Here is a 25,623-nt window from a genome sequence, read left to right as displayed (position 1 = left end):
GAAATAGCATCGGCGGGTGTGGAAGGTCGATGGGTGCTGCATCTCGACATGGACGCATTCTTCGCGTCCGTCGAACAGCTGACCCGACCCACTCTGCGGGGCCGACCGGTCCTGGTCGGCGGGCTGGGCGGCCGCGGCGTGGTCGCGGGCGCGAGCTACGAGGCCAGGGTGTTCGGTGCTCGATCGGCGATGCCCATGCACCAGGCCCGCAGAATGGTGGGCGCCACCGCAGTGGTGCTGCCCCCGCGCGGTGTCGTCTACGGCGTGGCGAGTCGCCGTGTCTTCGAGACCGTGCGCGGCTTCATGCCGGTGCTGGAACAGCTCTCCTTCGACGAGGCTTTCGGTGAGCCCGCCGAACTCGCCGGTGCATCGGACGCTGACGTCGAGGTGTTCTGCCAGCGGTTGAAGGCCAATGTGCTCGACGAGACGGGATTGGTGGCTTCTGTCGGTGCCGGATCGGGCAAGCAGGTCGCCAAGATCGCCTCGGATCTCGCGAAACCCAACGGTGTGCGGGTGGTGTCCGCCAGCGAGGAACGCACGCTGCTCGACGCGTTGCCCGTACGCCGACTGTGGGGCATCGGGCCGGTCGCCGAGGAAAAACTGCATCGGCTCGGCATCGCCACCATCGGGGCGTTCGCGGCGCTGAGTGACGCCGAAGCCGCCGACATCCTCGGCGGTGCCGTCGGCGCGGCGTTGCATCGGCTGGCCCGGGGTATCGACGACCGGCCGGTCGCCGAGAATTCCCCGGCCAAGCAGATCAGCGCCGAATCGACGTTCCCCGAAGACCTGATCACCCTCGATCAGCTCCGTGAAGCGGCGGGGCGGATCGGAGAGCACGCCCATACCCGACTGCTGAAGGACGGTCGCGGTGCGCGCACCATCACCGTCAAGCTGAAGAAATCCGATATGAGCATCTTGTCCCGTTCGGCGACGCTGCCGTACGCAACCACGGATGCCTCCACGCTGATCTCCACCGCGCGCCGGCTGCTGCTGGACCCCATCGAGGTGGGCCCCATTCGCCTTGTCGGCGTTGGGTTTTCGGGACTGTCTGAGGTTCAGCAGGAATCGTTGTTCCCGGATCTGGAATTGGTGGCCGAGGAGGTGTCGGGCACCCATCTACCGCCGACGCTGACCGAAGCGGCCGCCACGCCGCCGGCCTGGCGAATCGGTGACGACGTCGCCCACACCGCCTACGGACACGGGTGGATCCAGGGTGCCGGCCACGGTGTGATGACGGTGCGGTTCGAGACCCGAGGCACCGGACCGGGACCGGTGCACACGCTGCGCGAGGACGACCCAGACATCGTCCGGGCGAATCCCGTCGACAGCCTGGACTGGCCGGACTACGTGGAGGAGCTGAGCCGCTACCAGAGCTCGCCGTAGCCGGCGGTCAAAAGGAACCCGTGCTGGTTGTAGGTCTCACAACGCACCAGGCCCTCGTCTTCGACCGCGCAGGTCGCGCCCCAATTCTCCAGCCGGTACCCCACGGGTAGGACGTCGACGTCGCGGGTGAACGTCGCGGTGTCGGAGTCGCGGTACTCCGCGGGGGCCCAGCTGTTGACGATGGTCTGGTCGGTGCCCGGTGGCGCGTCGGCAGGCACGGCGTCGCACCCGACCGGACCGCCGTTCGGGCCGATTCCGCACGACCGGCCGTCCGGGGTCTTGAAGTAGACGAAGTAGAAGTCATGGGGTGTGCTGTACCGGCCCTGCGCTATGGGGTAGTCGCGAATATCGTCATCTGGTGCAGGCTGGGCGCCGACCGCCGGCGCCGCGGTCAGCGCAAGGCCGGCTATCCCCGCGGCCACGACGACGCAACGAACATGCATGGTTCCACCCATATCACCCCCAGCGCACGAACACGTCCTCGACGGGTGAACCGGCCGCGAGCGCGGCCATCAGCAGGACCCGGGCCTGGGGCGCACGCAGCCGCGGCACCATCACAGCCCCGGCGTCCGCCAGTTCCCGTCCTGGCCCGTATCCGGGACTGACGCGCCCACCGGGGACCCGCGTCGAGACTGCGACGGCCACACCCTCACGGCAGTGCCGCCGGACGCCGTCGATCACCGCGGCGCCCGCATTGCCTGACCCCAGCGCCTCCAACACCAGGCCTCGAGCGCCCGCGGCGACGCAGGCGTCCATCGCCACCGTGTCGCTGCCGGGATATACCGCGATGGTGTCGACGCGAGGTGCGTCCGCAGCCGAGGTTGCGGCCAGGAACGGACGATCCTTGGGTGCGTCCACCGTGAACGTCGCACCCGACACCGACCCGAGTGCGAACCCGGTGAAGCCCTGCAGATCGGCCGTCGTGATCTTCTGCAGACCCAGGGGTTGCCATACCGTGGCCGCGAAGCTCACCAGCACTCCGAGACCCCGTGCCTGCGGACTCGCGGCGACCGTCAGCGCGTCGCGCAGATTGGCCGGACCGTCGGCATCGGGTGCGTCGGCACTGCGCTGCGCGCCGGTGAGCACGACGGGAAGTCGACCGTCATAGGTCAGCTCGAGCCACAGCGCGGTTTCCTCCATGGTGTCGGTGCCGTGGGTGATCACCACGCCGTCGGCGGGGGCCGAATCGCCGGCTCGGCCGGCGTCCGACACCGCGCCCACCGCCGCGCTGATCCGGTCCCAATCAGCGAGCGTGAGCATCGAGCTGTCCACCGCCATCACGTCGACGACCTGCACGTCGAGCCCGAAGGTCAGGTCGGCGCCGGTGCGCGTCGGGCGCTTCACCCCGTTGTCGTCGGCGCTGGTGGAGATGGTGCCTCCGGTGGTGACGACGACGAGGCGAGCCATGGGTGGAATTGTCGCGCATTCCGGCCCTGGAATGATGGGGGAGTGACTGATGAATCCTCGGCGTCGGACGAAGCCGCGACTGGCACCGACGCATCGCCCGAGGAGCAACCCTCACCGAGGCTCCGATTGCGCATGCTGCTGACCGTCGCCGGAATCGTGCTGATCGCCGACATCGTCACCAAGGTGCTCGCCGTCAGGCTGCTGACCCCCGGTCAACCGGTGTCGATCATCGGCGACACGGTGACCTGGACCCTCGTCCGCAATTCGGGCGCCGCGTTCTCGATGGCCACCGGCTACACGTGGGTGCTTACCCTCATCGCGACCGCGGTGGTGATAGGCATCATCTGGATGGGCCGACGCCTGGTCTCACCCTGGTGGGCGCTCGGACTGGGCATGATCCTCGGCGGGGCGATGGGCAACCTGGTCGATCGCTTCTTCCGTTCTCCAGGTCCGCTGCGGGGCCACGTCGTGGATTTCTTCTCCGTCGGGTGGTGGCCGGTGTTCAACGTCGCCGACCCGTCGGTGGTCGGCGGAGCCATCCTGCTCGTCGCGCTGTCGTTGTTCGGCTTCGACTTCGACACGGTCGGGCGCCGCACGGGTGATCCGTCAGAGTGACGACCCGCTCGATGCCGGTCCCAGAAGGGCTGGCGGGCATGCGCGTCGACGCGGGTCTGGCGCGACTGCTCGGGCTTTCGCGGACGGCTGCGGCTGCGCTGGCTGAAGACGGCGGTGTCGACGTCGACGGTGCGCGCGCCGGTAAGTCCGACAAGCTGATCGCGGGGGCCTGGCTGGAAGTTCGGCTGCCGGAAGCGCCTGCGCCGGTGGAAAATACGCCTGTCGAGATCGACGGTATGTCGATTCTGTACTCCGACGCCGATATCGTCGCGGTCGACAAGCCGCCCGGTGTGGCGGCGCACGCTACGGTCGGCTGGCACGGGCCGACGGTGCTCGGCGGACTCGCCGCGGCGGGTTTCCGTATCAGCACATCGGGCATTCATGAGCGCCAAGGGATTGTGCATCGCCTCGATGTCGGCACGTCGGGCGTCATGGTGGTGGCGATCTCCGAGCGCGCGTACACGGTGCTCAAGCGCGCTTTCAAAGCGCGCACCGTCGACAAGCGGTATCACGCCCTGGTGCAGGGCCACCCGGATCCGTCCAGCGGAACCATCGACGCGCCGATCGGTCGTCATCGCGGGAACGACTGGAAATTCGCAGTCACCGAGGGCGGCAGGCACAGCATCACCCACTACGACACGCTGGAAGCGCATCAGGCCGCGAGCCTGCTCGACGTTCATCTGGAAACTGGTCGAACACACCAGATTCGGGTGCATTTCGCAGCCCTGCACCATCCGTGTGCCGGCGACCTCACCTACGGCGCCGACCCGACGTTGGCCCGCAAGCTCGGGCTGGAGCGCCAATGGCTGCACGCGCGGTCGCTGGCGTTTGCACATCCGGCGGACGGGCGGCGCATCGAGATCACCAGCCCCTACCCATCGGATCTGCAGCACGCACTCGATGTGCTGCGGCAGCACGAATAGTGCGAACGAGCGGGCTGCTCTTCGGCATCGGCGCCTATGCGATGTGGGGCGTGTTCCCGGCCTTCTTTCCGCTGCTTAAACCCGCAGGCGCGGTCGAAGTCCTCGCCCACCGGATTGTGTGGACGTGCCTGTTGATGGTCGTCGTCATCGCGGCGGCGCGCAGGCTTCGCGACATCCGCGCGATCACACCGCGGGTCTGGCTGCTGCTGGTGTGCGCATCGGCGTTGATCTCCGTCAACTGGGGGATCTACATCTACGCGGTCAACAATGGCCACGTCGTCGACGCCGCGCTCGGCTATTTCATCAACCCGCTGGTGACTGTGGCGCTGGGGCTGTTGGTCTTTCGCGAGCGACTCAATCGCGCTCAGTTCACCGCGTTGGCCATCGCCCTGGTCGCCGTCTTGGTGTTCACCGTCGAGGTTGGCGCACCACCGGTCATCGGGATCGGGCTTGCGCTGTCGTTCGCCCTCTACGGTGCGGTGAAGAAGGTGGTGCCGACCGATCCGAGGGTGAGCGTCGGCGTAGAAGCTGCAGTGGCGGCCCCGTTCGCGTTGGCCTACATCGCTGTGCTGGAGGGTGGTGGACCAGGAACCTTCACCGACTTCGGCGCCGGGCACATCGCGCTACTCGTCTTGTCGGGCGCCATCACCGCGCTGCCGCTGCTGCTCTTCGCCGCGGCGGCGCAGCGACTGCCGCTCGTGACGATGGGCCTGTTGTTCTATCTGACTCCGGCGATGCAACTGACCTGGGGCGTGTTCGTCGGGCATGAACCCATGCCGCCGGCGCGCTGGCTGGGTTTCGCGCTCATCTGGCTTGCGCTGATGGTGTTCAGCGCCGACGCGCTATGGCGGGCGCGGGCCAGCTCGGGCCGGGGCCTGCTCCACGCAGAGCGTAGGGAAACACCCGATTCCTCGGAACCGCCCACGTCCTAACGTGGAGCTGTGCATGGCTTCTGGTTCGCGGCGATGATCGGGATGCTGGTGGTGGCGGGTGTCGCCGCCCAGCTCGGATGGCAGCTGCCCGAGAAAGCAGAGGTCAAGCGGATATTCAGGATGGATCGCCCGCGGTCTGGACAGCTGCCCACTCATCAGCCCAGCTCGACGGTGGTGGCAGAGCCTCGGCAAGGGCGCTCAGCGACATCGCAGTAAAGACACGCATCGCGACACGCCGAGATCTGTCGGGGCGCGGCCATAGACTGGCCACCCTATGAACGGCTCCTCCTTTGTGCATCTGCACAACCACACCGAATATTCGATGCTGGACGGTGCCGCGAAGGTCAAGCCGATGCTGGCGGAGGCGCAACGGCTCGAGATGCCCGCGATCGGCATGACCGACCACGGAAACATGTTCGGCGCCAGTGAGTTCTACAACGCGGCCACCGACGCGGGCATCAAACCGATCATCGGCGTGGAGGCGTACATCGCCCCCGGTTCGAGGTTCGACACCAAACGCATTCTCTGGGGTGACCCGTCGCAGAAGTCCGACGATGTGTCGGGCAGTGGTGCCTACACCCACATGACGATGGTCGCCGAGAACGCGACCGGGCTGCGCAACCTGTTCAAGCTGTCGTCCTTGGCCTCGTTCGAAGGCCAGCTCGGCAAGTGGTCGCGCATGGATGCCGAAATCATCGCCGAAAACGCTGAGGGCATCATCGCCACCACGGGCTGCCCGTCCGGCGAGGTGCAGACCCGCCTGCGGCTCGGGCACGTCCGCGAGGCGCTCGAGTCGGCCGCCAGGTGGCGGGAGATCTTCGGTCCCGAGAACTACTTCCTGGAGTTGATGGACCACGGGCTCGACATCGAGCGCCGGGTCCGCGAAGGACTGCTGGAGGTCGGTCAGAAGCTCGGTATTCCGCCGCTGGCCACCAATGACTGCCACTACGTGACCCGCGACAATGCGCACAGCCACGAGGCGCTGCTGTGCGTGCAGACCGGTAAGACGCTGTCGGATCCCAACCGGTTCAAATTCGACGGCGACGGTTACTACCTCAAATCGGCTGCCGAGATGCGTTCGCTGTGGGATGGCGAGATCGAGGGTGCCTGCGATTCCACGCTGCTGATCGCCGAGCGGGTGCAGAGCTACGCCGAAGTATGGACGCCGAAAGACCGGATGCCGATCTTTCCGGTGCCCGAGGGCCATGACCAGTCGACGTGGCTACGGCATGAGGTCAGCGCCGGCCTGCAGCGGCGTTTCCCCGGAGCAGCGGTCCCCGGCGATTACACCGACCGGGCCGAATACGAGATGAAGGTCATCTGCGAAAAGGGCTACCCGTCCTACTTCCTCATCGTCGCCGACCTGATCAACTACGCCCGCTCGGTGGACATCCGGGTGGGGCCCGGGCGTGGCTCGGCGGCCGGATCGCTGGTCGCCTACGCGCTTGGCATCACCAATATCGACCCCATTCCATACGGTCTGCTGTTCGAGCGGTTCCTGAACCCCGAACGTGTGTCGATGCCCGACATCGACATCGACTTCGACGATCGCCGTCGAGGCGAGATGCTGCGCTACGCCGCCAACAGATGGGGTAGCGACCGGGTGGCCCAGGTCATCACATTCGGCACCATTAAAACCAAAGCGGCGCTGAAGGATTCGGCTCGAGTCAACTACGGTCAGCCAGGCTTCGCGATTGCCGACCGGATCACCAAGGCGCTGCCGCCGCCGATCATGGCCAAGGACATCCCGCTGTCGGGTATCACCGACCCCAACCACGAGCGGTACAAGGAAGCCGCTGAGGTTCGTGGGCTCATCGACACCGACCCCGACGTGCGCACCATCTACGAGACCGCTCGCGGTCTCGAGGGCCTGGTTCGCAACGCCGGTGTGCACGCGTGCGCGGTGATCATGAGCAGCGAGCCACTGGTCGACGCGATCCCGTTGTGGAAGCGGCCGCAGGACGGCGCCATCATCACCGGCTGGGACTACCCGTCGTGCGAGAGCATCGGCCTGCTGAAGATGGACTTTCTCGGCCTGCGCAACCTGACGATCATCGGCGACGCGATCGAGAACATCAGCGCCAACCGCGGTATCGATCTCGACCTCGATTCGGTGCCGCTGGACGACCCGCTGACCTTCGAGCTGCTCGGCCGCGGCGACACGCTCGGCGTGTTCCAGCTCGACGGCGGTCCGATGCGCGATCTGCTGCGCCGCATGCAGCCGACCGGGTTCGAGGACGTCGTCGCCGTCATCGCGCTGTATCGGCCGGGTCCGATGGGCATGAACGCCCACAACGACTACGCGGACCGCAAGAACAACCGGCAGGCGATCAAGCCGATCCACCCGGAGCTGGCTGAGCCGCTGTCCGAGATCCTCGCCGAGACCTACGGCCTGATCGTCTATCAAGAGCAGATCATGCGCATCGCGCAGAAGGTGGCCGGTTACTCGCTGGCTCGAGCAGACATTCTGCGAAAAGCCATGGGCAAGAAGAAGCGCGAGGTCCTGGAGAAGGAGTTCGAGGGCTTCTCCGAAGGGATGAAATCCAACGGGTTCTCCGCGGCCGCCATCAAGGCGCTGTGGGATACGGTGCTGCCGTTCGCCGACTACGCGTTCAACAAATCGCACGCAGCCGGCTATGGCCTGGTGTCCTACTGGACCGCCTACTTGAAGGCCAACTATCCGGCCGAGTACATGGCCGGGCTGCTGACCTCCGTCGGCGACGACAAGGACAAGGCTGCGGTCTATCTCGCCGACTGCCGCAGGCTCGGCATCACCGTGCTGCCGCCAGACGTCAACGAGTCGAGCCTCAACTTCGCCTCTGTGGGCGAGGACATTCGCTACGGGTTGGGCGCGGTACGGAACGTGGGCGCGAATGTCGTTGCCGCACTGATCGGTTCGCGCACAGATAAGGGTAAGTACGTCGACTTCTCCGACTATCTCAACAAGATCGACATCGGCGCCTGCAACAAGAAAGTCACCGAGTCGCTGATCAAGGCCGGGGCATTCGACTCGCTGGGCCACCCGCGCAAGGGCCTTTTCCTGATCCACACCGACGCGGTCGATTCGGTGCTCGGCACCAAGAAGGCCGAGGCGATGGGTCAGTTCGACCTGTTCGGCGGCGCCGATACCGCCACCGATGCGGTGTTCACCATCAAGGTGCCCGATGAGGAGTGGGACGACAAGCACAAGCTGGCGCTCGAGCGCGAGATGCTCGGCCTCTACGTGTCCGGACACCCGCTCAACGGCATCGCTCACCTGTTGGCGGCGCAGGTGGACACCGCGATCCCCGCCATCCTCGACGGTGACGTCGCCAACGACACCCAGGTGCGGATCGGCGGTATCTTGGCGTCGGTGAACCGCCGTGTCAATAAGAACGGATTACCCTGGGCCTCAGCGCAACTGGAAGACCTCACGGGCGGTATCGAGGTGCTGTTCTTCCCGCAGACGTACTCCACGTTCGGCGCCGAGATCGCCGACGACGCAGTGGTGGTGGTCGGTGCCAAGGTCGCGATTCGGGATGACCGGATCTCGTTGATCGCCAACGATCTTGTGGTACCGGACTTCTCAAGTGCCCAGGCCAATCGGCCGGTGGCGGTCACCCTGCCGACACGTCAGTGCACGGTCGACAAGGTCACCGCGCTCAAGCAGGTCCTGGCTCGACATCCCGGAACCGCGCAGGTGCACCTGCGGCTGATCAGCGGCGAGCGCATCACCACACTCGAACTCGACGCATCGCTGAGGGTGACGGCGTCATCGGCATTGATGGGCGATCTGAAGGCGCTGCTGGGCCCCGGCTGCCTGGGCTGATGTCGTTTCGCGAGCTGCATGAGCAGGGATGTTTCGTCATCCCCAATCCGTGGGATCGGGGGACGGCGATCGCGTTGGCAGCCATGGGCTTCCCGGCGCTTGCCACGACCAGTGCGGGTGCCTGCTTTGCGCAAGGACTGCCCGATACGCCGACCGCGCTCGGGGTCGATGGTGCTCTGCGCAACATCGTCGAGATCGTCGGCGCAGTCGAGCTGCCGGTCAACGCCGACTTCCAGGCGGGTTATGCCAATGATGTGGACGGGCTCGCCGCGAACGTCAGGCGTTGTGTGGCAACTGGGGTGGCCGGACTGTCCATCGAGGATGCCAAAGGTGGCGCCGAGGATCCGCTCTATTCGTTGTCGGAGGCAGTGGAACGCATCCGGGTCGCACATTCCGCGATCGATGGAGCCGATGTGCTGCTGACCGCACGCGCCGAATGCCATCTCTACGGTCATCCCGATCCACTGCGGGAGGCGATCACCCGGTTGCAGGCCTTTTCGGAGGCGGGCGCCGATGTGTTGTACGCACCGGGCGTGCGGACGCGAGAGGACATCGCGGCAATCGTCGATGCGCTCCGGCCCGCACCGGTCAACGTATTGATGTCGTCGGACACGGGGCTGACGGTGGACGATCTCGCGGAGCTCGGCGTACGGCGGATCAGCGTCGGATCGGCGCTGACGCGGGTCGCCTGGGGTGCGTTCCTGTCGGCCGCCCGGCGCATCATCGATGAGGGTTCGTTCGCGGGGTTGGCCGACTCTGCGAGCTTCGACGACCTCAACGGCCTGTTCGAGGCTCGGCGCAGACGGTAGCTGCGGGCCGAATTAGAACGCGTAGCGCAGGATCCGCGCCTTGCGCGACGCCGCCTTGCTGTACCTGGACAGCTTGGTCATTACCCGGATCCAGCCGGGAAACAGATCGACTTCGGGCGCGTAAACCAGGCTGGCCTCCTCGACCACGGTCATGCGGGGGTTCCACGTCTGCGGATAGTGGGCGTCCTTGAACCCGGGGTAGCCCATCTGACCGCCGATGACCTTGTACATCTTCTGCGGGAGCACCTTCATTCCGATGCGACTGACCCACCCCATCCGGCCATAGTCGTTGAACGCCAGCTCTCCGGAACCGAAGTGGTCGGTGATGCGGCGGAAGATTCCCGCGATCTGCGGCTCGGACAGGAATGCGAACAGCCCATCGGCGATCAGCATGGTCGGCCGGCTGCCGGGGATGGCGTCGGGCCAGTGCTCGTCGGCCAGTGATACCGGGACGGAGTGCGAATGCGCGCTCGGGGGCAGCACTTGGTTACGAAGCGCGATGATGCCGGGCAGGTCGACGCTGTACCAGTCGACTGTTTCAGGCGGGGCGACGCGATAGTAGCCGCTGTCGAGTCCGGCGCCGAGATCGACGACCACCGCCTCGGGATGCTCGGCGACGAACGCGCTCACGCGCTCGTCGAGCATCTTCGCCCGTAGCGCGGTCTGGCACACCACGCTGGTTTGCACGCCGAGCACGGTGAAGTCGTAGTCGATATTGCCGATGACTTCGAATGCAAGGTGGTCGCCCAGAATCGGCTCCGGCCACTGACTGTCGAGTGCTCGGGCGTATTCGGTGAGAAGGGCGGTTTCTTCGATCGGCGAGAGTTCGGTGGTCGCGATGCCCATGACTGCGACCGTACTCCTCATTCCTGGCTGAACGATCAGCCCAAAACGTTCACCGCCCTTGCGATTACGAGCGCCAGCGTGGTGAACGAGATCATCGCCTGCACTGTCATCATGGCTTTTGCCCGCCGGGTCATCGGCATCGTGTCGGTCGGTGAGAACGCGACCACGTTGGTGATGCTGACGTAGAGGTAGTCGAAGAACTCCGGGCGCCAGTTTGGCGGCGCCAGTTCACGTTCCGTCATCTGCGGGAACATGAAGTCCGGGTACGGCCGGCTACCTTCTCGTCGGGCGAACGGGCCACCGCGGTCCAACTCCCAGTACCAGATCCCGAAGACGATAACGGTGGTGACGTAGATGGCGGCACCACTGCCGAGCAGCACCGCGGCGTTGTTGCTCACCTCACCGGAGAGAATGCGGATATCGAGGATCAGCGCGGACAGACTGTTGTCGATGGTGATCGCCGCCAACAACAGATAACTCGCCCAGGTGCCGAACGTCGTCTGCCGTGAAAGGCGCAGCGGATTCAGGCCCACCAGTACCACGACGAGCAGGACCTCCAAGGCGATCAGCGGCCACCGCGGCACGACCGTGTAGCTCTTCGGAATGGCGAGCTGGAGGGCGATCGCCGCGATCAGGGCGAGCAGCACCGGTATCCGGTTCTCCGGATCACCGGGACGCAGCCACGACGGGATGCGCCGTTCGGCGCCCGACGCCAGGAGTTCGGCACGACGCACGAACTCCTCAACCGGCTTCGGAGGTTCGGGGGTGGTGTTCATCAGGCAAGTGTGTGCGCCACCATGGAGGGATGGAATCGCGACACGTCAGTATTTGGATCGATGTTGCACCCGAGGTGGTCTACGAATTCGCGGCGGATCCGCAGACCTGGCCGCAGTGGGCGGCCGGCCTGGCCGCAGGGGAGCTGCGACAGAGCGCCGACGGCTGGCTCGCCGATTCACCGATGGGCACCGTGACCGTGGAGTTCTCGCCGCCGAACCGGTTCGGCGTGCTGGATCACGTCGTGCGGATGCCCTCGGGGGAACAGGTGTACAACCCGTTTCGGGTGGTCCCGGGCGGGGTCGGTGAGCCGGCGTGCGAGGTGGTGTTCAGCGTTCGGCGCCGGCCGGGGATGACAGACGAAGAATTCGGCGCCGATGCTGCCGCGGTCGCCGCGGATCTGGCGACGCTGGCGCGACTGGTGCAGGACTGACGCGTCCGGTTATTCAGTCGACTGGAAGGCGCCGAGGCCCAGCCACACGACGGTCCCCGCGGCTGCGGCGGCCAGCACGGCCGGAGCGGCGCTTGCGGTCGCAACGGCGACGATGACCAGCACAATGGCCGCAACCGCGAGCGCCAGCACCTTGTATACCGGCCACGGGACTCCGGCGATGCTGACTTGGTCGCGCACGGTCATGGTTTGACGATAGCTCGTAAGCGAGTTTTCGGGCAACCGAAACGCCAGATGAGGCGGATCACTTTACGGCCGGCCTAAGCTGGCTGACATGCCACTTTCCGGAGAGTACGAAGCCAGCCCGTGGGATTGGGTCCGAGACCATGCCGACAAGATCATGGAGACGGGCAGCACCGAGGGCATCGAGATGAAGGACAAGCCGCTCATTTTGCTGACGACGGTTGGCGCCAAGACCGGCAAGATCCGCAAAACCCCGTTGATGCGGGTGGAACACGACGGCGAATACGCGATCGTCGCGTCTTTGGGCGGGGCTCCGAAACACCCGGTGTGGTACTTCAACGTCAAGGCGCACCCACGGGTCGAGCTGCAGGATGGGGCTGTGACCAGGGACTATGAGGCCCGGGAGGTCTTCGGTGATGAAAAGGCTGCCTGGTGGGAGCGCGCGGTCGAGGCGTGGCCGGACTACGCGGAGTACCAAACCAAGACCGACCGCCAGATCCCGGTCTTCGTGCTGACCCCGGTTCGCTAAAAACCGCAGGCTGGTGGCACCATTGACCGGTGTCCGCTGAACTGAGCCAGAGTCCGAGAACGTCGCCGCTGTCCGCGGCCGACATCGACGAGGCTGCTCAGCGAATTTCCGGCGTCGTCCTGCGCAGCTCGCTGCAGTTCAGCGAGCGACTTTCCGAGGCGACCGGCGCGAACGTCTACCTGAAGCGCGAAGACCAGCAGGCCGTGCGCTCGTACAAGCTGCGGGGTGCTCACAACCTGCTGATGCAGCTGTCTGCCGAGGAGATCGCCGCCGGTGTCGTGTGCTCGTCGGCGGGCAATCACGCGCAGGGGTTCGCCATGGCCTGTCGATCGATGGGTATCCACGGTCGGGTCTACGTGCCTGGCAAGACGCCCAAGCAGAAGCGCGATCGCATTCGGTACCACGGACGTGAGTTCATCGAGCTGATCGTGACCGGTCACACCTACGACGAGGCTGCCGCGGCCGCGCTTGACGACATCGCACGCACGGGCGCGACTCTTGTCCCTCCGTACGACGACCTACGCACGATGGCGGGGCAGGGCACGATCGCCGCCGAGATCCTCGACCAACTCGACGACGAACCGGATCTGGTCATCGTTCCGGTCGGCGGCGGCGGCTGTATCGCCGGCATCACCACCTATCTGGCCGAGCGCACCGCGAACACGTCGGTGCTCGGCGTCGAGCCCGCGGGTGCGGCAGCGATGATCGCCGCGTTGGCCGCGGGGGAGCCGGTGACCCTCGAGGAAGTCGACCAGTTCGTGGACGGTGCGGCGGTGAATCGTGCCGGCGCGTTGACGTATGCCGCGCTGGCCGCCGCGGGGGACATGGTGTCGCTCACCACCGCCGACGAGGGCGCGGTGTGCACCGCGATGCTCGACCTCTACCAAAACGAAGGCATCATCGCCGAGCCGGCGGGTGCACTGTCGGTGGCCGCCCTGATGGAGGCGCGTCTGGAGCCCGGATCGACTGTGGTGTGCGTGATCTCGGGCGGCAACAATGACGTGTCCCGCTACGGCGAGGTGCTCGAGCGCTCGCTGGTGCACCTCGGGCTCAAGCACTACTTTCTGGTGGACTTCCCGCAGGAACCGGGGGCTCTGCGGCGGTTCCTCGACACGGTGCTCGGGGCCAATGACGACATCACGCTGTTCGAGTACGTCAAGCGCAACAACCGCGAAACCGGTGAAGCCCTGGTGGGCGTCGAACTCGGTTCGGCCGCCGACTTCGACGGACTGCTCGAACGGATGCGGGCGTCCGACATCCATGTCGAGGCGCTGGAGCCGGGCTCGCCCGCGTACCGCTACCTGCTTTAGGAAGGTGCAACGCCGACGACAGCGATGGCGGTGGCGGCGTCGACTAAGCATTTGTTGTAGGTGACGAGCGTACGCAGTTCGGGTACCGCCTTGGCCGAAACTGAGCTCGCCCATCAGCGATTTCACGGTAATCAGCTATCTACAGGCTGCGCCCCGGTGGATGGCGACTTGACAATCACGAACGAATGTCCCTCGATGCGCATCGATTTCGGGCTCACCGTCGGGTTTTCCCAGGCCAGCACCACCTCGCCGGTGACGGGGATGTCGGCAGCCTCGCTACCGAGGTTGCACGCGACGGCCAACGCCCCGCGTTGCATCACGATCCACTGCCGTTCCTCGTCATAGTCGATGCGCATATGTTCCAGCCATGGGTCGGCCAGGTCGGGCTCGTTGTGCCGCAACGAGATCAGCTGCCGATACACCCAGCGCAGCCGGCCGTGTTCGCCGTCGTCGATCTCATCCCAGTTGAGCTTTGACCGTTCGTAGGTGGCCGGGTCCTGCGGATCGGGGATCTCGTCGGCGTCCCACCCGTGCTCGGCGAACTCGCGCTTGCGGCCCTCGGCGGTGGCTCGGGCCAGCTCGGGCTCGGGATGCGAGGTGAAGAACTGAAACGGCGATGACGAACCCCATTCTTCGCCCATGAAAAGCATTGCGGTGTAGGGCGACCCAAGTGTCAGCGCCGCCTTGACCGCCAACTGGCCGAAGGTGAGGTTCTGCGACGGCCGATCCCCGCAGGCCCGATTGCCCACCTGATCATGCGTCAACGTGTACGCCAGCAGTCGGGTCGCGGGGATCGTCGCCGTATCCAATGGCCGCCCGTGGCGCCGATGCCGGAACGACGAGTACGTGCCCGCGTGGAAGTACCCATGCTTCAGTGTTTGCGCAAGGGTCTCCACCGAGCCGAAATCCGAGTAGTAGCCCTGGCGTTCGCCCGACACCGCTGCGTGAATCGCGTGGTGGATATCGTCGTCCCACTGTGCGGTCATCCCTAGACCGCCGCGGTCCCGCGGGGTGATCAGGCGCGGATCGTTGAGATCGCTTTCGGCGATCAGCGACAGTGGACGGCCCAATTCCTCGGCCAGCGCGTCGGTTTCGGTCGTGAGTTCCTCGAGAATATGGATTGCGGTGGTGTCCACGAGAGCGTGCACCGCGTCCAGGCGCAGGCCGTCGGCGTGGAAGTCGCGCATCCACCGCAGCGCACATTCGATGATGTAGCGACGCACTTCGTCGGCATCGGGACCGGAGATGTTGATCGATTCGCCCCACGGATTACTGCCCGAGGACAGGTAGGGACCGAACCGTGGCAGGTAATTGCCTGACGGGCCGAGGTGGTTGAACACCGCGTCGATAAGAACACCGAGGCCGCGTCGGTGGCACGCGTCGATGAACCGCACCAATGCATCGGGTCCGCCGTACGGTTCGTGCACCGCATACCACAGCACCCCGTCGTAGCCCCAGCCGTGCGTTCCGCCAAAGGCATTCACCGGCATCAGTTCGACGAAGTCGACACCGAGATCCACCAGATAATCCAGCTTCTCGATCGCCGAATCGAGTGTCGCGCCGCCAGTGAACGTACCGACGTGGAGTTCGTAGATCACCCCTCCCTCAATCGGGGCGCCCGCCCAGCCGTCGTCGGTCCACGCGCCGGCATCGGGCCGCCAGAGCGCCGAGCGGGCATGCACGCCGTCGGGTTGGCGTGGGGAACGCGGATCCGGCAGCACCGTGGGGTCGTCGTCGAGAACGAACCCGTAGCGCGCACCTGTTCCGGCGTCGACCTCGGCACTCCACCAGCCGTCGTCGGCCCGCGTCATCTGATGCAGTGTGCCGTCCACGTCGACTCGAACACGCTCGGGGATAGGGGCCCAAACTGCGAATTCAGCCATCGGTGCGCTCCAGAAGCGCTACCGGCAAATCGGCGAACAACTCGACGGCCAGGACCGTGCCACGGAACCGTGCGCCGGAGATCCGGTCGGTCCACTGGCCGTCCGGCAGGGCCACCGTGGTGTCGCCCCAGCCCGTCTCCGACAACACAACCGTGTGCCGGCTCACGGCGGTCAGCACATCGTCGCCGCGCAGAAAGGCCACCAAATGGTCGGCGGCCGGGCCATCGGCCCCCACTGGTGTGTAACCACCGTCGGTGAAGCTCGCCGGACGGTCCCGCCTCAGCCGCAAGGCCGCCGCCACGACCCGAATCTTCGGATGGCGCAACGCCTCGAGCGCTTTCGCTCGGGTCACGTAGTCCACCGGACGCCGATTGTCAGGATCGACAAGGCTGTCCTCCCACAATTCGGTGCCCTGGTAGACGTCGGGAACACCCGGTGCGGTGAGCGCGATCAGCTTCTGTCCGAGCGCGTCGCTACGCGCATGAAGGTCGAGCCGGGCAACCAGTGATGTCATCTCGGCACCGACGGCACCGTCCAGTACGGCGTCGAGCCATGTGTGTACCGCAGTCTCGAACTCTTCGTCAGGATCGTTCCAGGTCGTGCGCAGTGCGGACTCCCGGATCGCCTTCTCGGCGTAGGCGTGCAACCGCTCCCGTAATGATGCGTGGATCGTGCCGTCCACCGGCCAGACGCCGAATGCGTTCTGCAACAGGAACAGTCCTGTCGCCGGGTCGGGAGGCGGGGTGGCCTGCGCCCACTTTCCGACGAGCTCCGCCCACAGCGACGGCACCTGCGAGAGCACCCCGATGCGGGCGCGCACATCCTCGCCGCGCTTGGTGTCGTGTGTCGACAATGCGACCATGGCGTGTGGCCACATTTGTGCCCGCACCGCCGCCCGTTGATGAAACTCAGCCACGCTGACACCGAACCGGCGCGGCTCACCACCGACCTCGTTGAGCGAGACCAGTCGCGCATCGCGGTAGAACAGGCAGTCCTCCATCGACTTCGCGGTCGCCGCACCGCACAATTGCTGTATCCGCACGTTGGTTTCGACGCTCACTGCCAGAGCGGCGGACACCGTGGTCAGGGGTGCGGCCAATTCCGGCCTCTGGGCAACGGCGTCGGCGAATGCGGTCGGCAGCACCGCTGAGAGCGCCTGGTAATCCGAGCGATAGACCTCGATATGACTGATCAGCGTCGCCACCGCATCTCCCAGAGCGGGATGGTCGGCGCCGGTTGCCGCGACGATCGCACGGCGTACCCGATTCAATTCGGCGCTCAGTGTGACGGTCGCGGCTTCGGCCTTGAGGCGGCGGGCGATGTCCGGAAGCTCTTCGTGGTCAACGCCGGTGGTGCCGAACAGGTCGGTGAGCGGACCGGCACCCGCCGGATCGATGAACACGCCGCCGATCTCGCGCAGCGCGTCGTAACCGGTGGTGCCCGCGACCGGCAGCGTCGGCTCCAGCGCCTCATCGACGGCGAGGATCTTCTCGATGACGATCCACGCCTGCGGGCCGGCGAGTTCGCGCAGCCAGCCGAGATACCCTGCGGGGTCGGATAATCCGTCCGGGTGATCGATGCGCACGCCGTCGACCAGACCCTCGGTGAACCAGCGTCCGACCTCCGCGTGAGTTGCCTCGAAAACCGCGCGGTCCTCCTGACGCAAGCCGGCCAGTGAGGTGATGGAGAAGAACCGCCGGTATCCGCTGCGCCCGCTCCGCCAGCCGATCAACCGGTAGTGCTGCCGGTCGTGGACTTCGGCGCCCGAGCCAGAATCGGTGCCGGGCGCGATCGGGTACTCCAGATCTCCGAGGCGCAGCACATCACCGTCAACCTCGAGGCCGGCGACGTCGTCGTCAGAACCCAGGACCGGCAACACGATTCGGCCACTGTCGAGCTCCCAGTCGATATCGAAGTAGGAGGCGTACGGGGAGTCCGGGCCGTGCTTGAGAACGTCCCACCACCATGAATTCTGCACAGGATCCGCGACGCCGACGTGGTTGGGCACGATATCAACAATCAGGCCCATTCCACGCGACCGTGCTGCCGAGGACAACCGGGCCAAGCCCTCGGCGCCGCCCAATTCGGCCGACACCGTGGTCGCATCGGTGACGTCGTAGCCGTGCGTCGAACCCCGCTGCGCGGTGAGAATTGGGGATAGGTACAGGTGTGACACCCCCAGCCCATCCAAGTACTCGAGCAGGTTCTCGGCGTCGGCGAAGGTGAACGAGTCACCACGCATCTGCAGGCGATACGTCGAAAGTGGGCGCATGCGCTAGCCGGTCTTACGCAGCACCAGCAGGGACCGCGGCGCAAGCGTGAGTTTCTCGCCTGCGGCGACCACGAGTTCGGTGTCGCCAGCCGGGTCGGCCGTGTCGATCGCCGCCGTCCACTGGGCGGCATAGCCCAAATCTGGCGCGACGAAGTCCACCGGCTTGCTGTGTGCGTTGAAACAGAGCAGGAACGAGTCGTCGACGACGCGTTCGCCTCGTTCATTGGGCGCCGTGATGGCCTCACCATTGAGGAACACGGCAACGCACTTGTCCAGGCCCGAACCCCAGTCCTGCGGGGCCATCTCGTTACCCGCAGGCGTCAGCCACGCGATGTCGCGGACCTGGTCGCCGGTGCGGATGGGCGTGCCCTCGAAGAAGCGGCGCCGCCGAAACACCGGATGCTTCCTGCGCAACTTCGTCACCTTGCGGGTGAACTCGAGTTGTTCGGCGTTCGTCTCGCACAGCGACCAGTCCATCCAGGAGATCTCGCCGTCCTGGCAGTAGACATTGTTGTTGCCCCGCTGTGTGCGCCCGATCTCATCGCCGTGAGAGATCATCGGGGTGCCCTGGGACAACATCAACGTGCCCATGATGTTGCGCATCTGCTTGCCGCGGAGCGCGAGGATCTCCGGGTCCTCGGTAGGCCCTTCGACGCCGCAGTTCCACGACCTGTTGTGGCTCTCGCCGTCGCGGTTGTCCTCGCCGTTGGCCTCGTTGTGTTTCTCGTTGTACGACACCAGGTCTGCAAGCGGAAAACCGTCGTGACAGGTGACGAAGTTGATGCTCGCACCGGGCCGCCGGCCGGTCGCCTCGTAGAGGTCCGACGACCCGGTCAGCCGGGAAGCGAATTCGCCTAGGGTTGCGGGCTCGCCCCGCCAGTAATCGCGCACAGTGTCGCGGTACTTCCCGTTCCATTCGGTCCACAAACCTGGGAAGTTGCCGACTTGATAACCGCCCTCGCCGACGTCCCACGGTTCGGCGATCAGCTTGACCTGACTGATCACCGGGTCCTGCTGTACGAGATCGAAGAACGCGCTCAGCCGGTCGACTTCGTAGAACTCGCGGGCCAGCGCGGCCGCCAAGTCGAAGCGGAACCCGTCGACGTGCATCTCCAGCACCCAGTACCGCAGCGAGTCCATGATCAGCTGCAGCGTGTGCGGATGCCGGGGGTTGAGGCTGTTACCGGTGCCGGTGAAGTCGCGGTACAGCCGCTTGTCGTCGTCCATCAGCCGGTAGTACGCCGCGTTGTCGATGCCGCGCATACTGATCGTCGGGCCGAGGTGGTTGCCTTCGGCTGTGTGGTTGTAGACGACGTCGAGGATCACCTCGATGCCGGCCTCGTGGAAGGTCCGGACCATCGCCTTGAACTCTGCGACCGCGCCGCCGGCGTGCTTGTTGGCCGCATATTCGTAATGAGGTGCGAGGAATCCGAAAGTGTTGTAGCCCCAGTAGTTTCGAAGTCCGAGGTCGATCAGCCGATGGTCGTGCAAGAACTGGTGCACCGGCATGAGTTCGATGGCGGTGACGTTCAGCGACTTGAGATGGTCGATGATCACCGGATGCGCGAGCCCCGCGTAGGTCCCGCGCATATCCTCGGGAATGCCGGGATGGGTCCGCGTCATGCCCTTGACGTGCGCCTCGTAGATGACGGTCTCGTGGTACGGCGTACGGGGCGCGCGATCGGATGCCCAGTCGAAGTAGGGGTTGATCACGACACTCGTCATGGTGTGGCCAAGCGAGTCGACCATCGGCGGCGTCCCACCGCTGGCCAGGTCCTCGGCGTTCAAGTCGTAGGAGAACAGCGCCTGGCTGAAGTCGAAGTCGCCGTAAAAGGACTTCCCGTAGGGGTCGAGCAGCAACTTGCTCGGATCGCACCGATCTCCGGCGGAAGGGTCCCACGAACCGTACACCCGGAAGCCGTAACGCTGCCCCGGGGTGACGGTGGGCAGATAGCAGTGCCAGACGTAGCCGTCGACCTCGTCGAGGTTGACGCGCTCCTCACTGCCGTCCTTGCCGATCAGGCACAGCTCCACCCGGTCGGCGACTTCCGAGAACAGCGAGAAGTTCGTGCCTGCACCGTCATAGGTGGCACCGAGGGGATAGGCGGTCCCCGGCCAGACGGTGAGTACCGACGCCGGCGCGTCGGATGCCATCAGTCGACCCACCAACCGGTGGCGCCCGCGATCTGCCTGCCGAGCTCAGCGGTCATCGTGCGCATGTAGGTGGTGGAGATGTGATGAGCATCGTGATACAGCAACACGTTTCCCTCTACCGCGCGGCAGATGTCCTTGCGGCACACCGCGTCGCTCATATCCAGCGGCTCGAGCAACGGGAACTTCGCGACGATGTCCAATGTGGGGTTATAGGGCGACAGTACGTCAGAACGCTTGACTCCGCAGGAGATGGCGTTGCCGCCTTCGGCCAGACAATCGGCGGGGAAGTACGGCTGACCGTTGCGCACGAGCCACGGGGTGTCGCGCATCGCGAGAATCGGAATGTTGTTGTCGGACAATGTCTGCCAGATACCGAGGTAGTTGGCCGGCATGACGTCACCCGGTTTGATGTTCCACGGTCGCGTCGCAGTGGTGAATACGTAGTCAGGGCGGTCGGCGATGATCTTGTCCATCACCCGCTCGTTCCACTCGTGACACTTCGGATACGGGCGGTTGTCGCCCATGACCAGCGGAACCTCCTCGGTGGTCAACGGACAGCCCATCTTCAGATAGGTGACCACCTTGAAGTTGTGCATCCGTCCGAGCAGGTCCAGCGCGGTGATCCAGTGTTCGGCATGGGAACCACCCGCGAGTGCGATGGTGCGGGAAGCCGTTTCGTCGCCGTAGGTACAGTTGACGACGCCGACGTTGTCGAAGTCACTGATGCAGCCGTCCTCGGTGGTGCGGGGGAGGTCCTTCCTGGCCTCGAGCACCGTCGGGCGCATCGGTAGCTTCGGCACCTTGGCCTTGTCGAGCAGCGCGCGGGCGCCGGGGTAGTCGCGTGACGACAGTCCGGACAGCTCTTTACCGGTGGAGCGTTCGATGGTCACGTGCTCGCGCCAGGTGAACGACGTCGCCGTCAGCGCCACCGCCAGTAGGACGACCACCGAGCCGAGCGCCATCGTCGGCCTCCGCAACCGGGTGCGCAACGGCACGGCCGGGGTCGACGACGTCGGCGCGCGGTAGCGCAGCGGGTTCTCGACGTACTTCGTGGTCAGCCAGGCGAGCACGCCGGACACCACCAACACGACGGCGCCCTCGACGAAGTTGACGTGGGGATACCCGGTGTAGGACAGGTAGAAGATCAGCAGCGGCCAGTGCCAGAGATACAGCGAGTACGCCATGGCGCCCAGCGCGACGAACGGCGCGGTGGCCAACAGTCGGTTGGGGGCGGGCATACGACCGCCGGTGTGCGGATCGGCGACCCGGTTCGCCGCGGACAAGATGAACAGCATCGTCGCGCCGACCGGCACCAGTGCCCACGGCCCTGGGAACTCGTGCACGCCGTCGATCAATGCGCCGCACGCCAGGATCGCGGCCAGTGCGATCACCGCGGCCGTCGTCCGCAGCCACATGGGCCAGCGAAGGTTCGTCACCAGCGCGCCGACCAGGGCGCCGAGCAGCAACTCCCATGCCCGCGCGAAGCTGTTGTAGTACGCGGTGGCCTGATCGGCGTTGTGAGCGAAGATCGCGTAGACGAACGACGCGACGGTCAACGCGCTCAGCAGCACGATGAACGCGATCCGCATGTGGCGACCGAAGATCCGGCGAAACAACACGGCGCACCCGAAGATCAGCGCGAGGAAGGCGATGTAGAACTGGCCCTGCACCGACATCGACCAGATGTGCTGCAGCGGACTGACCGCCTCACCGGCACGAAGGTAGTCCGACGCGGTGCGCGCCAACTCCCAGTTCTGGTAGTAACCCAGGCTCGCCAGACTCTGGTCTGCGAATGTCTCCCAACGGGTTTCGGGCTGAATGAGGATGGTCAGCACCGCCGCGGCTGCGAGGACCACCACCAGTGCGGGCAGCAGCCGCCGAACCAGCCGGGTGACCTCACCTACCGGCCACAGCGATGCGCCGGGCGTCATCGCGGTGCGCAGCAGGCGACCGCCGAAGAAGAATCCCGACAGCGCAAGGAAGACGTCCACACCACCGGAGACGCGGCCGAACCACACGTGGAATACCGCGACGAGCAGGATCGCGACACCGCGCAGCCCGTCGAGGTCGTGGCGGTAGCTTTCGGACGCGCGCGCGGTCTTCGCAGCGTTCGCTGCGCGTGATGGTGGTCCCGGTTCGGTCGCTGGCGCCGGCCGGGGAGGGGCGAGGGTCATCATGGTCAGCGGATAATCTACCGAAGGTGGCAGCAATGACGCCCGCCGAGATCAGCGCAATCGACGCTGCCCACGTCTGGCATCCCTACAGCACGATCGGTGCCGAGGCATTGGCCCCGCAGGTCGCAGTGGGCGCCGACGGTGCCTGGCTGACGCTGCGCCGCGACGGACAAGAGCTGCGCGTTCTCGACGCGATGGCGTCCTGGTGGACCGCCATCCACGGGCACGGCCACCCGGTTCTGGATGCGGCCATCACTGATCAGCTGGCCACGATGAACCACGTCATGTTCGGCGGGCTGACCCACGAACCAGCGGCCCGGCTCGCGCAGCTGTTGGTGGAACTCACACCGGACGGCCTCGACACGGTCTTCTTCATCGACTCGGGCTCGGTCTCAGTGGAGGTCGCGGTCAAGATGGCGCTGCAGTACTGGCGCAGCGCAGGACGGTGGGACAAACACCGGCTGATGACGTGGCGCGGCGGCTACCACGGCGACACCTTCACCCCGATGAGCGTCTGCGACCCCGACGGGGGAATGCATGAGCTGTGGAACGACGTGTTGGTCCCGCAGATATTCGCCCCGCAGGTACCGACCGACTACGACGCCGCCTACATCGAGGACTTCGAGCAGCTTCTGGCCGAACATGCCCACGAACTGGCCGCCGTGATCGTCGAGCCGGTGGTGCAGGGCGCGGGTGGGATGCGGTTCCACGATCCGCAATATCTGGCCGGCCTGCGCGCCATCTGCAATCGCCACGACGTGCTGCTGATCTTCGACGAAATCGCCACCGGCTTCGGCCGCACCGGAGAACTCTTCGCCGCCGACCATGCCGGGGTCACGCCCGACATCATGTGCGTCGGAAAGGCACTGACCGGCGGCTATCTCACCCTGGCCGCGACGCTGTGCACCAATCAGATTGCGCACACGATCAGCTCCGGTGACGCAGGCGCACTGATGCACGGCCCGACCTTCATGGCCAACGCGCTGGCATGCGCGGTCTCGGTGGCCTCGGTTGAGCTGCTGCTCGCCGGCGACTGGCGTTCGACGGTGCACTCGATCGAGGCGGGTCTGCGCGACGGACTGGCACCCGCCGAGTCGCTGCCGGGCGTGGCTGACGTGCGGGTGCTCGGAGCGATCGGCGTCATCGAGCTGGATCGACCCGTCGACCTGCGGGTCGCGACATCCGCCGCGTTGGACCACGGGGTCTGGCTGCGGCCGTTCCGCAACCTGATCTACGCGATGCCGCCCTACATCTGCACGCCGGAGGAGATCGGACAGATCACCTCGGCGATGGTCGGCGTGGCGCGTGCACTAACCTGAACGGTGTTCAATTACCGGGAGGAGCAGGGTGACGCGCACCGGTCTTTCACCGCTGGCCTGGCTCGACGAGGTCGCCCAGCAGCGCCGCGCCGCCGGTCTGCGGCGGTCTCTGCGGGCCCGCCCGCCGGTCGGCGCCGAACTCGACCTGGCCTCCAACGACTATCTCGGCCTTTCGCAGCATCCGGATGTCATCGAGGGTGGCGTGGCCGCACTACGAACCTGGGGCGCCGGGTCGACCGGATCGCGGCTGGTCACCGGCAATACCGAGATTCACGAAGGCTTTGAGTACGCGCTCGCCGATTTCGTCGGCACCGAGTCGGCGCTGGTGTTCTCCTCGGGCTACACCGCGAACCTGGGCGCGGTCGTGTCGCTGTCCGGCGCGGGCTCGCTGCTGGTGTCGGACGCACTGACACACGCCTCCCTGGTCGACGCGTGCCGCCTGTCGCGGGCCCGGGTGGTGGTGACCCCGCATCGCGATGTCGCGGCCGTCGAGACGGCGCTGGCCACTCGTGCCGAGGAACGTGCGGTCGTCGTGACCGACGCGGTGTTCTCCGCGGACGGCGTGCTGGCACCCCTGAGGGCACTGCACGACGTGTGCCGTCGCCACGGCGCACTTCTCGTGGTCGACGAGGCGCACGCACTCGGTGTGCGGGGGACCGGCGGGCGCGGACTGGTGCACGAAGTCGGCTTGGCGGGTGCGCCGGACGTGGTGGTGACGACGACGATGTCCAAGGCGCTGGGCAGCCAAGGCGGCGTGGTGCTCGGGCCGGCGGGCGTGCGCGACCATCTCATCGATGCCGCGCGGCCCTTCATCTTCGACACGGGACTGGCCCCGGCCGCGGTGGGGGCGGCGTGGGCGGCGCTGAATGTGTTGATCGCCGAGCCGTGGCGCGCGCAGGCGGTGCTCGACCACGCGGCCGCGCTTGCCGCGGTGTGCGACCTTGATGAGCGACCCGACTCGGCGGTCGTCTCGGTGATCCTGGGTGAGCCAGAGGTGGCATTGGCCGCCGCTGTGTCGTGTCTGGACCGCGGCGTCCGCGTCGGCTGCTTCCGGCCACCGACTGTGCCGGCGGGTACCTCCCGGTTGCGGCTCACTGCCCGGGCATCTCTTTCGGAGGACGAGATGGCCTTGGCGCGTGAGGTTCTCACCAACGTGCTCTCCGCAGGCGCGTGAGCACTCTCGTCGTCACCGGAACTGATACCGGCGTCGGCAAGACAATGGCGACGGCGGCGCTGGCCTGTCATGCGCGGCTGGCCGGCATCGACGTCGCGGTGTGCAAACCGGTTCAGACCGGCAGCCCTGCCGACGACGACCTGGCCGACATCGCACGGCTCTCCGGTGTGACCGACCTTCGTGGTTCGTGGCGGTATCCGGAGCCGCTGGCCCCGGTGGCCGCCGCGCAACGGGCTGGCCTGGCGTTGCCAACGCGCGTCGAGCTGGTCGGGTCGGTGGACGAGGCCCGTGATGGGGGAGCCGAGCTGGTATTGGTGGAAGGTGCAGGCGGTCTGCTCGTCGAGCTTGGCGAGGACGGCGTGACGCTGCGCGACGTCGCGACCGATCTGGGCGCGCCGGTGCTCGTCGTCGTAGCCGCGGGGCTTGGCACACTGAACCACACCGCGCTGACATTGGAATCGCTTGCTTGCCAGCAGATTCCGTGCGCAGGCCTGGTGATCGGTGCGTGGCCGTCCATTCCGGGCCCTGCCGAGGAGGGCAATCGTGAGGCGCTGGGGCGGCTGGCTCCGCTGCGCGCGGTGCTACCCGCGGGCCTGGGTGCCATGAGCGCCACCGAGTTCGAGGCCGTCAGCGCATCGGCGTTCGATCCGGCGTGGGTCGCCGGTCTCGGAGCCTGA

At 66.2% G+C, this 25,623-nt stretch carries 22 protein-coding genes; 13 read left to right on the top strand and 9 right to left on the bottom strand.

The features are described 5' to 3' along the window. The first annotated feature begins 18 nt into the window (after positions 1–18). Complete coding sequence (locus CSQ99_RS02925) at positions 19–1,383, top strand: DNA polymerase IV (protein WP_099037536.1); 1,365 nt, start codon at positions 19–21, stop codon at positions 1,381–1,383. On the opposite strand, the gene CSQ99_RS02920 is transcribed toward CSQ99_RS02925, so the two are convergent. Both CSQ99_RS02920 and CSQ99_RS02915 read right to left on the bottom strand, forming a co-directional pair. Further along, positions 1,365–1,826: a hypothetical protein gene (locus CSQ99_RS02920; protein ID WP_099037620.1), complete on the bottom strand. Its 462-nt coding sequence runs from the start codon at positions 1,824–1,826 to the stop codon at positions 1,365–1,367. The genes CSQ99_RS02925 and CSQ99_RS02920 overlap by 19 nt on opposite strands. A gap of 13 nt (positions 1,827–1,839) precedes the next feature. Further along, positions 1,840–2,790: an asparaginase gene (locus CSQ99_RS02915; RefSeq protein WP_099037535.1), complete on the bottom strand. Its 951-nt coding sequence runs from the start codon at positions 2,788–2,790 to the stop codon at positions 1,840–1,842. A 42-nt stretch (positions 2,791–2,832) separates the two neighbouring features. Here CSQ99_RS02915 and lspA point away from each other — a divergent pair, with 42 nt between their 5' ends. Genes lspA through CSQ99_RS02885 form a run of 6 tightly spaced genes read left to right on the top strand, consistent with a single transcriptional unit; the run spans position 2,833 to position 9,877 of the window. Beyond that, entirely contained in the window at positions 2,833–3,405 is a 573-nt protein-coding gene (gene lspA / locus CSQ99_RS02910) for a signal peptidase II (RefSeq protein WP_099037534.1), read from the top strand. An 11-nt stretch (positions 3,406–3,416) separates the two neighbouring features. After that, positions 3,417–4,328, top strand: a complete 912-nt coding sequence (locus CSQ99_RS02905; RefSeq protein WP_425437766.1) for an RluA family pseudouridine synthase — start codon at positions 3,417–3,419, stop codon at positions 4,326–4,328. After that, positions 4,328–5,260 carry an EamA family transporter RarD gene (gene rarD, locus CSQ99_RS02900; RefSeq protein ID WP_099037532.1) on the top strand — a complete coding sequence of 311 codons (933 nt, stop codon included), beginning with the start codon at positions 4,328–4,330 and terminating at the stop codon, positions 5,258–5,260. Before CSQ99_RS02905 ends, rarD begins: the two co-directional genes overlap by 1 nt. Before the next feature lie 9 nt (positions 5,261–5,269). Continuing rightward, positions 5,270–5,476 carry a hypothetical protein gene (locus CSQ99_RS02895; RefSeq protein ID WP_099037531.1) on the top strand — a complete coding sequence of 69 codons (207 nt, stop codon included), beginning with the start codon at positions 5,270–5,272 and terminating at the stop codon, positions 5,474–5,476. 58 nt (positions 5,477–5,534) lie between these two features. Next, complete coding sequence (gene dnaE / locus CSQ99_RS02890) at positions 5,535–9,068, top strand: DNA polymerase III subunit alpha (protein WP_099037530.1); 3,534 nt, start codon at positions 5,535–5,537, stop codon at positions 9,066–9,068. Further along, positions 9,068–9,877: an isocitrate lyase/PEP mutase family protein gene (locus CSQ99_RS02885; RefSeq protein WP_099037529.1), complete on the top strand. Its 810-nt coding sequence runs from the start codon at positions 9,068–9,070 to the stop codon at positions 9,875–9,877. Before dnaE ends, CSQ99_RS02885 begins: the two co-directional genes overlap by 1 nt. A 12-nt stretch (positions 9,878–9,889) precedes the next feature. Here the strand turns inward: CSQ99_RS02885 and CSQ99_RS02880 are convergent, their stop codons facing one another. Together CSQ99_RS02880 and CSQ99_RS02875 are read right to left on the bottom strand one after the other, a co-directional pair. Then, a complete protein-coding gene (locus CSQ99_RS02880) occupies positions 9,890–10,723 on the bottom strand; it encodes a class I SAM-dependent methyltransferase (RefSeq protein ID WP_099037528.1) in 834 nt (277 codons plus the stop codon). 35 nt (positions 10,724–10,758) lie between these two features. Continuing rightward, the gene (locus CSQ99_RS02875; RefSeq protein WP_099037527.1) at positions 10,759–11,499 is read right to left on the bottom strand and encodes a hypothetical protein; all 741 of its coding nucleotides are present in this window, start codon (positions 11,497–11,499) and stop codon (positions 10,759–10,761) included. Positions 11,500–11,528: 29 nt separating this feature from the next. On the opposite strand from CSQ99_RS02875, the gene CSQ99_RS02870 reads away from it, so the two are divergent. Continuing rightward, positions 11,529–11,930, top strand: coding sequence for an SRPBCC family protein (locus CSQ99_RS02870; RefSeq protein WP_099037526.1), 402 nt, complete (start codon positions 11,529–11,531; stop codon positions 11,928–11,930). Between the two features lie 9 nt (positions 11,931–11,939). On the opposite strand, the gene CSQ99_RS02865 is transcribed toward CSQ99_RS02870, so the two are convergent. Then, positions 11,940–12,134, bottom strand: a complete 195-nt coding sequence (locus CSQ99_RS02865) for a hypothetical protein (protein ID WP_099037525.1) — start codon at positions 12,132–12,134, stop codon at positions 11,940–11,942. An 88-nt stretch (positions 12,135–12,222) separates the two neighbouring features. Here CSQ99_RS02865 and CSQ99_RS02860 point away from each other — a divergent pair, with 88 nt between their 5' ends. Both CSQ99_RS02860 and ilvA read left to right on the top strand, forming a co-directional pair. Continuing rightward, on the top strand, positions 12,223–12,660 hold the full coding sequence (locus CSQ99_RS02860) for a nitroreductase family deazaflavin-dependent oxidoreductase (RefSeq protein WP_099037524.1): 438 nt from the start codon (positions 12,223–12,225) through the stop codon (positions 12,658–12,660). A 29-nt stretch (positions 12,661–12,689) separates the two neighbouring features. After that, a complete protein-coding gene (gene ilvA, locus CSQ99_RS02855; protein WP_099037523.1) occupies positions 12,690–13,970 on the top strand; it encodes a threonine ammonia-lyase IlvA in 1,281 nt (426 codons plus the stop codon). 131 nt (positions 13,971–14,101) lie between these two features. Here ilvA and treZ read toward each other — a convergent pair whose 3' ends face one another. The 4 genes from treZ to CSQ99_RS02835 are packed head-to-tail and all read right to left on the bottom strand — an operon-like array spanning position 14,102 to position 22,456. After that, entirely contained in the window at positions 14,102–15,853 is a 1,752-nt protein-coding gene (gene treZ, locus CSQ99_RS02850; protein WP_099037522.1) for a malto-oligosyltrehalose trehalohydrolase, read from the bottom strand. Next, positions 15,846–18,125, bottom strand: a complete 2,280-nt coding sequence (treY, locus tag CSQ99_RS02845) for a malto-oligosyltrehalose synthase (protein ID WP_099037521.1) — start codon at positions 18,123–18,125, stop codon at positions 15,846–15,848. The genes treZ and treY overlap by 8 nt, the downstream gene beginning before the upstream one ends. A gap of 3 nt (positions 18,126–18,128) precedes the next feature. Then, positions 18,129–20,279, bottom strand: coding sequence for a glycogen debranching protein GlgX (gene glgX, locus CSQ99_RS02840; protein ID WP_099037520.1), 2,151 nt, complete (start codon positions 20,277–20,279; stop codon positions 18,129–18,131). Beyond that, a complete protein-coding gene (locus tag CSQ99_RS02835; RefSeq protein WP_176560841.1) occupies positions 20,279–22,456 on the bottom strand; it encodes an acyltransferase family protein in 2,178 nt (725 codons plus the stop codon). The genes glgX and CSQ99_RS02835 overlap by 1 nt, the downstream gene beginning before the upstream one ends. A gap of 32 nt (positions 22,457–22,488) precedes the next feature. On the opposite strand from CSQ99_RS02835, the gene CSQ99_RS02830 reads away from it, so the two are divergent. The 3 genes from CSQ99_RS02830 to bioD are packed head-to-tail and all read left to right on the top strand — an operon-like array spanning position 22,489 to position 25,623. Beyond that, positions 22,489–23,772, top strand: coding sequence for an adenosylmethionine--8-amino-7-oxononanoate transaminase (locus tag CSQ99_RS02830; protein ID WP_099037519.1), 1,284 nt, complete (start codon positions 22,489–22,491; stop codon positions 23,770–23,772). 28 nt (positions 23,773–23,800) lie between these two features. After that, positions 23,801–24,946 carry an 8-amino-7-oxononanoate synthase gene (locus CSQ99_RS02825; protein ID WP_099037518.1) on the top strand — a complete coding sequence of 382 codons (1,146 nt, stop codon included), beginning with the start codon at positions 23,801–23,803 and terminating at the stop codon, positions 24,944–24,946. Beyond that, positions 24,943–25,623, top strand: a complete 681-nt coding sequence (gene bioD, locus CSQ99_RS02820; RefSeq protein WP_099037517.1) for a dethiobiotin synthase — start codon at positions 24,943–24,945, stop codon at positions 25,621–25,623. The genes CSQ99_RS02825 and bioD overlap by 4 nt, the downstream gene beginning before the upstream one ends.

This window comes from Mycobacterium neglectum (assembly GCF_002591975.1).
Lineage (GTDB): Bacteria > Actinomycetota > Actinomycetes > Mycobacteriales > Mycobacteriaceae > Mycobacterium > Mycobacterium neglectum.
This window is presented reverse-complemented; position numbering and strand designations above follow the sequence as displayed.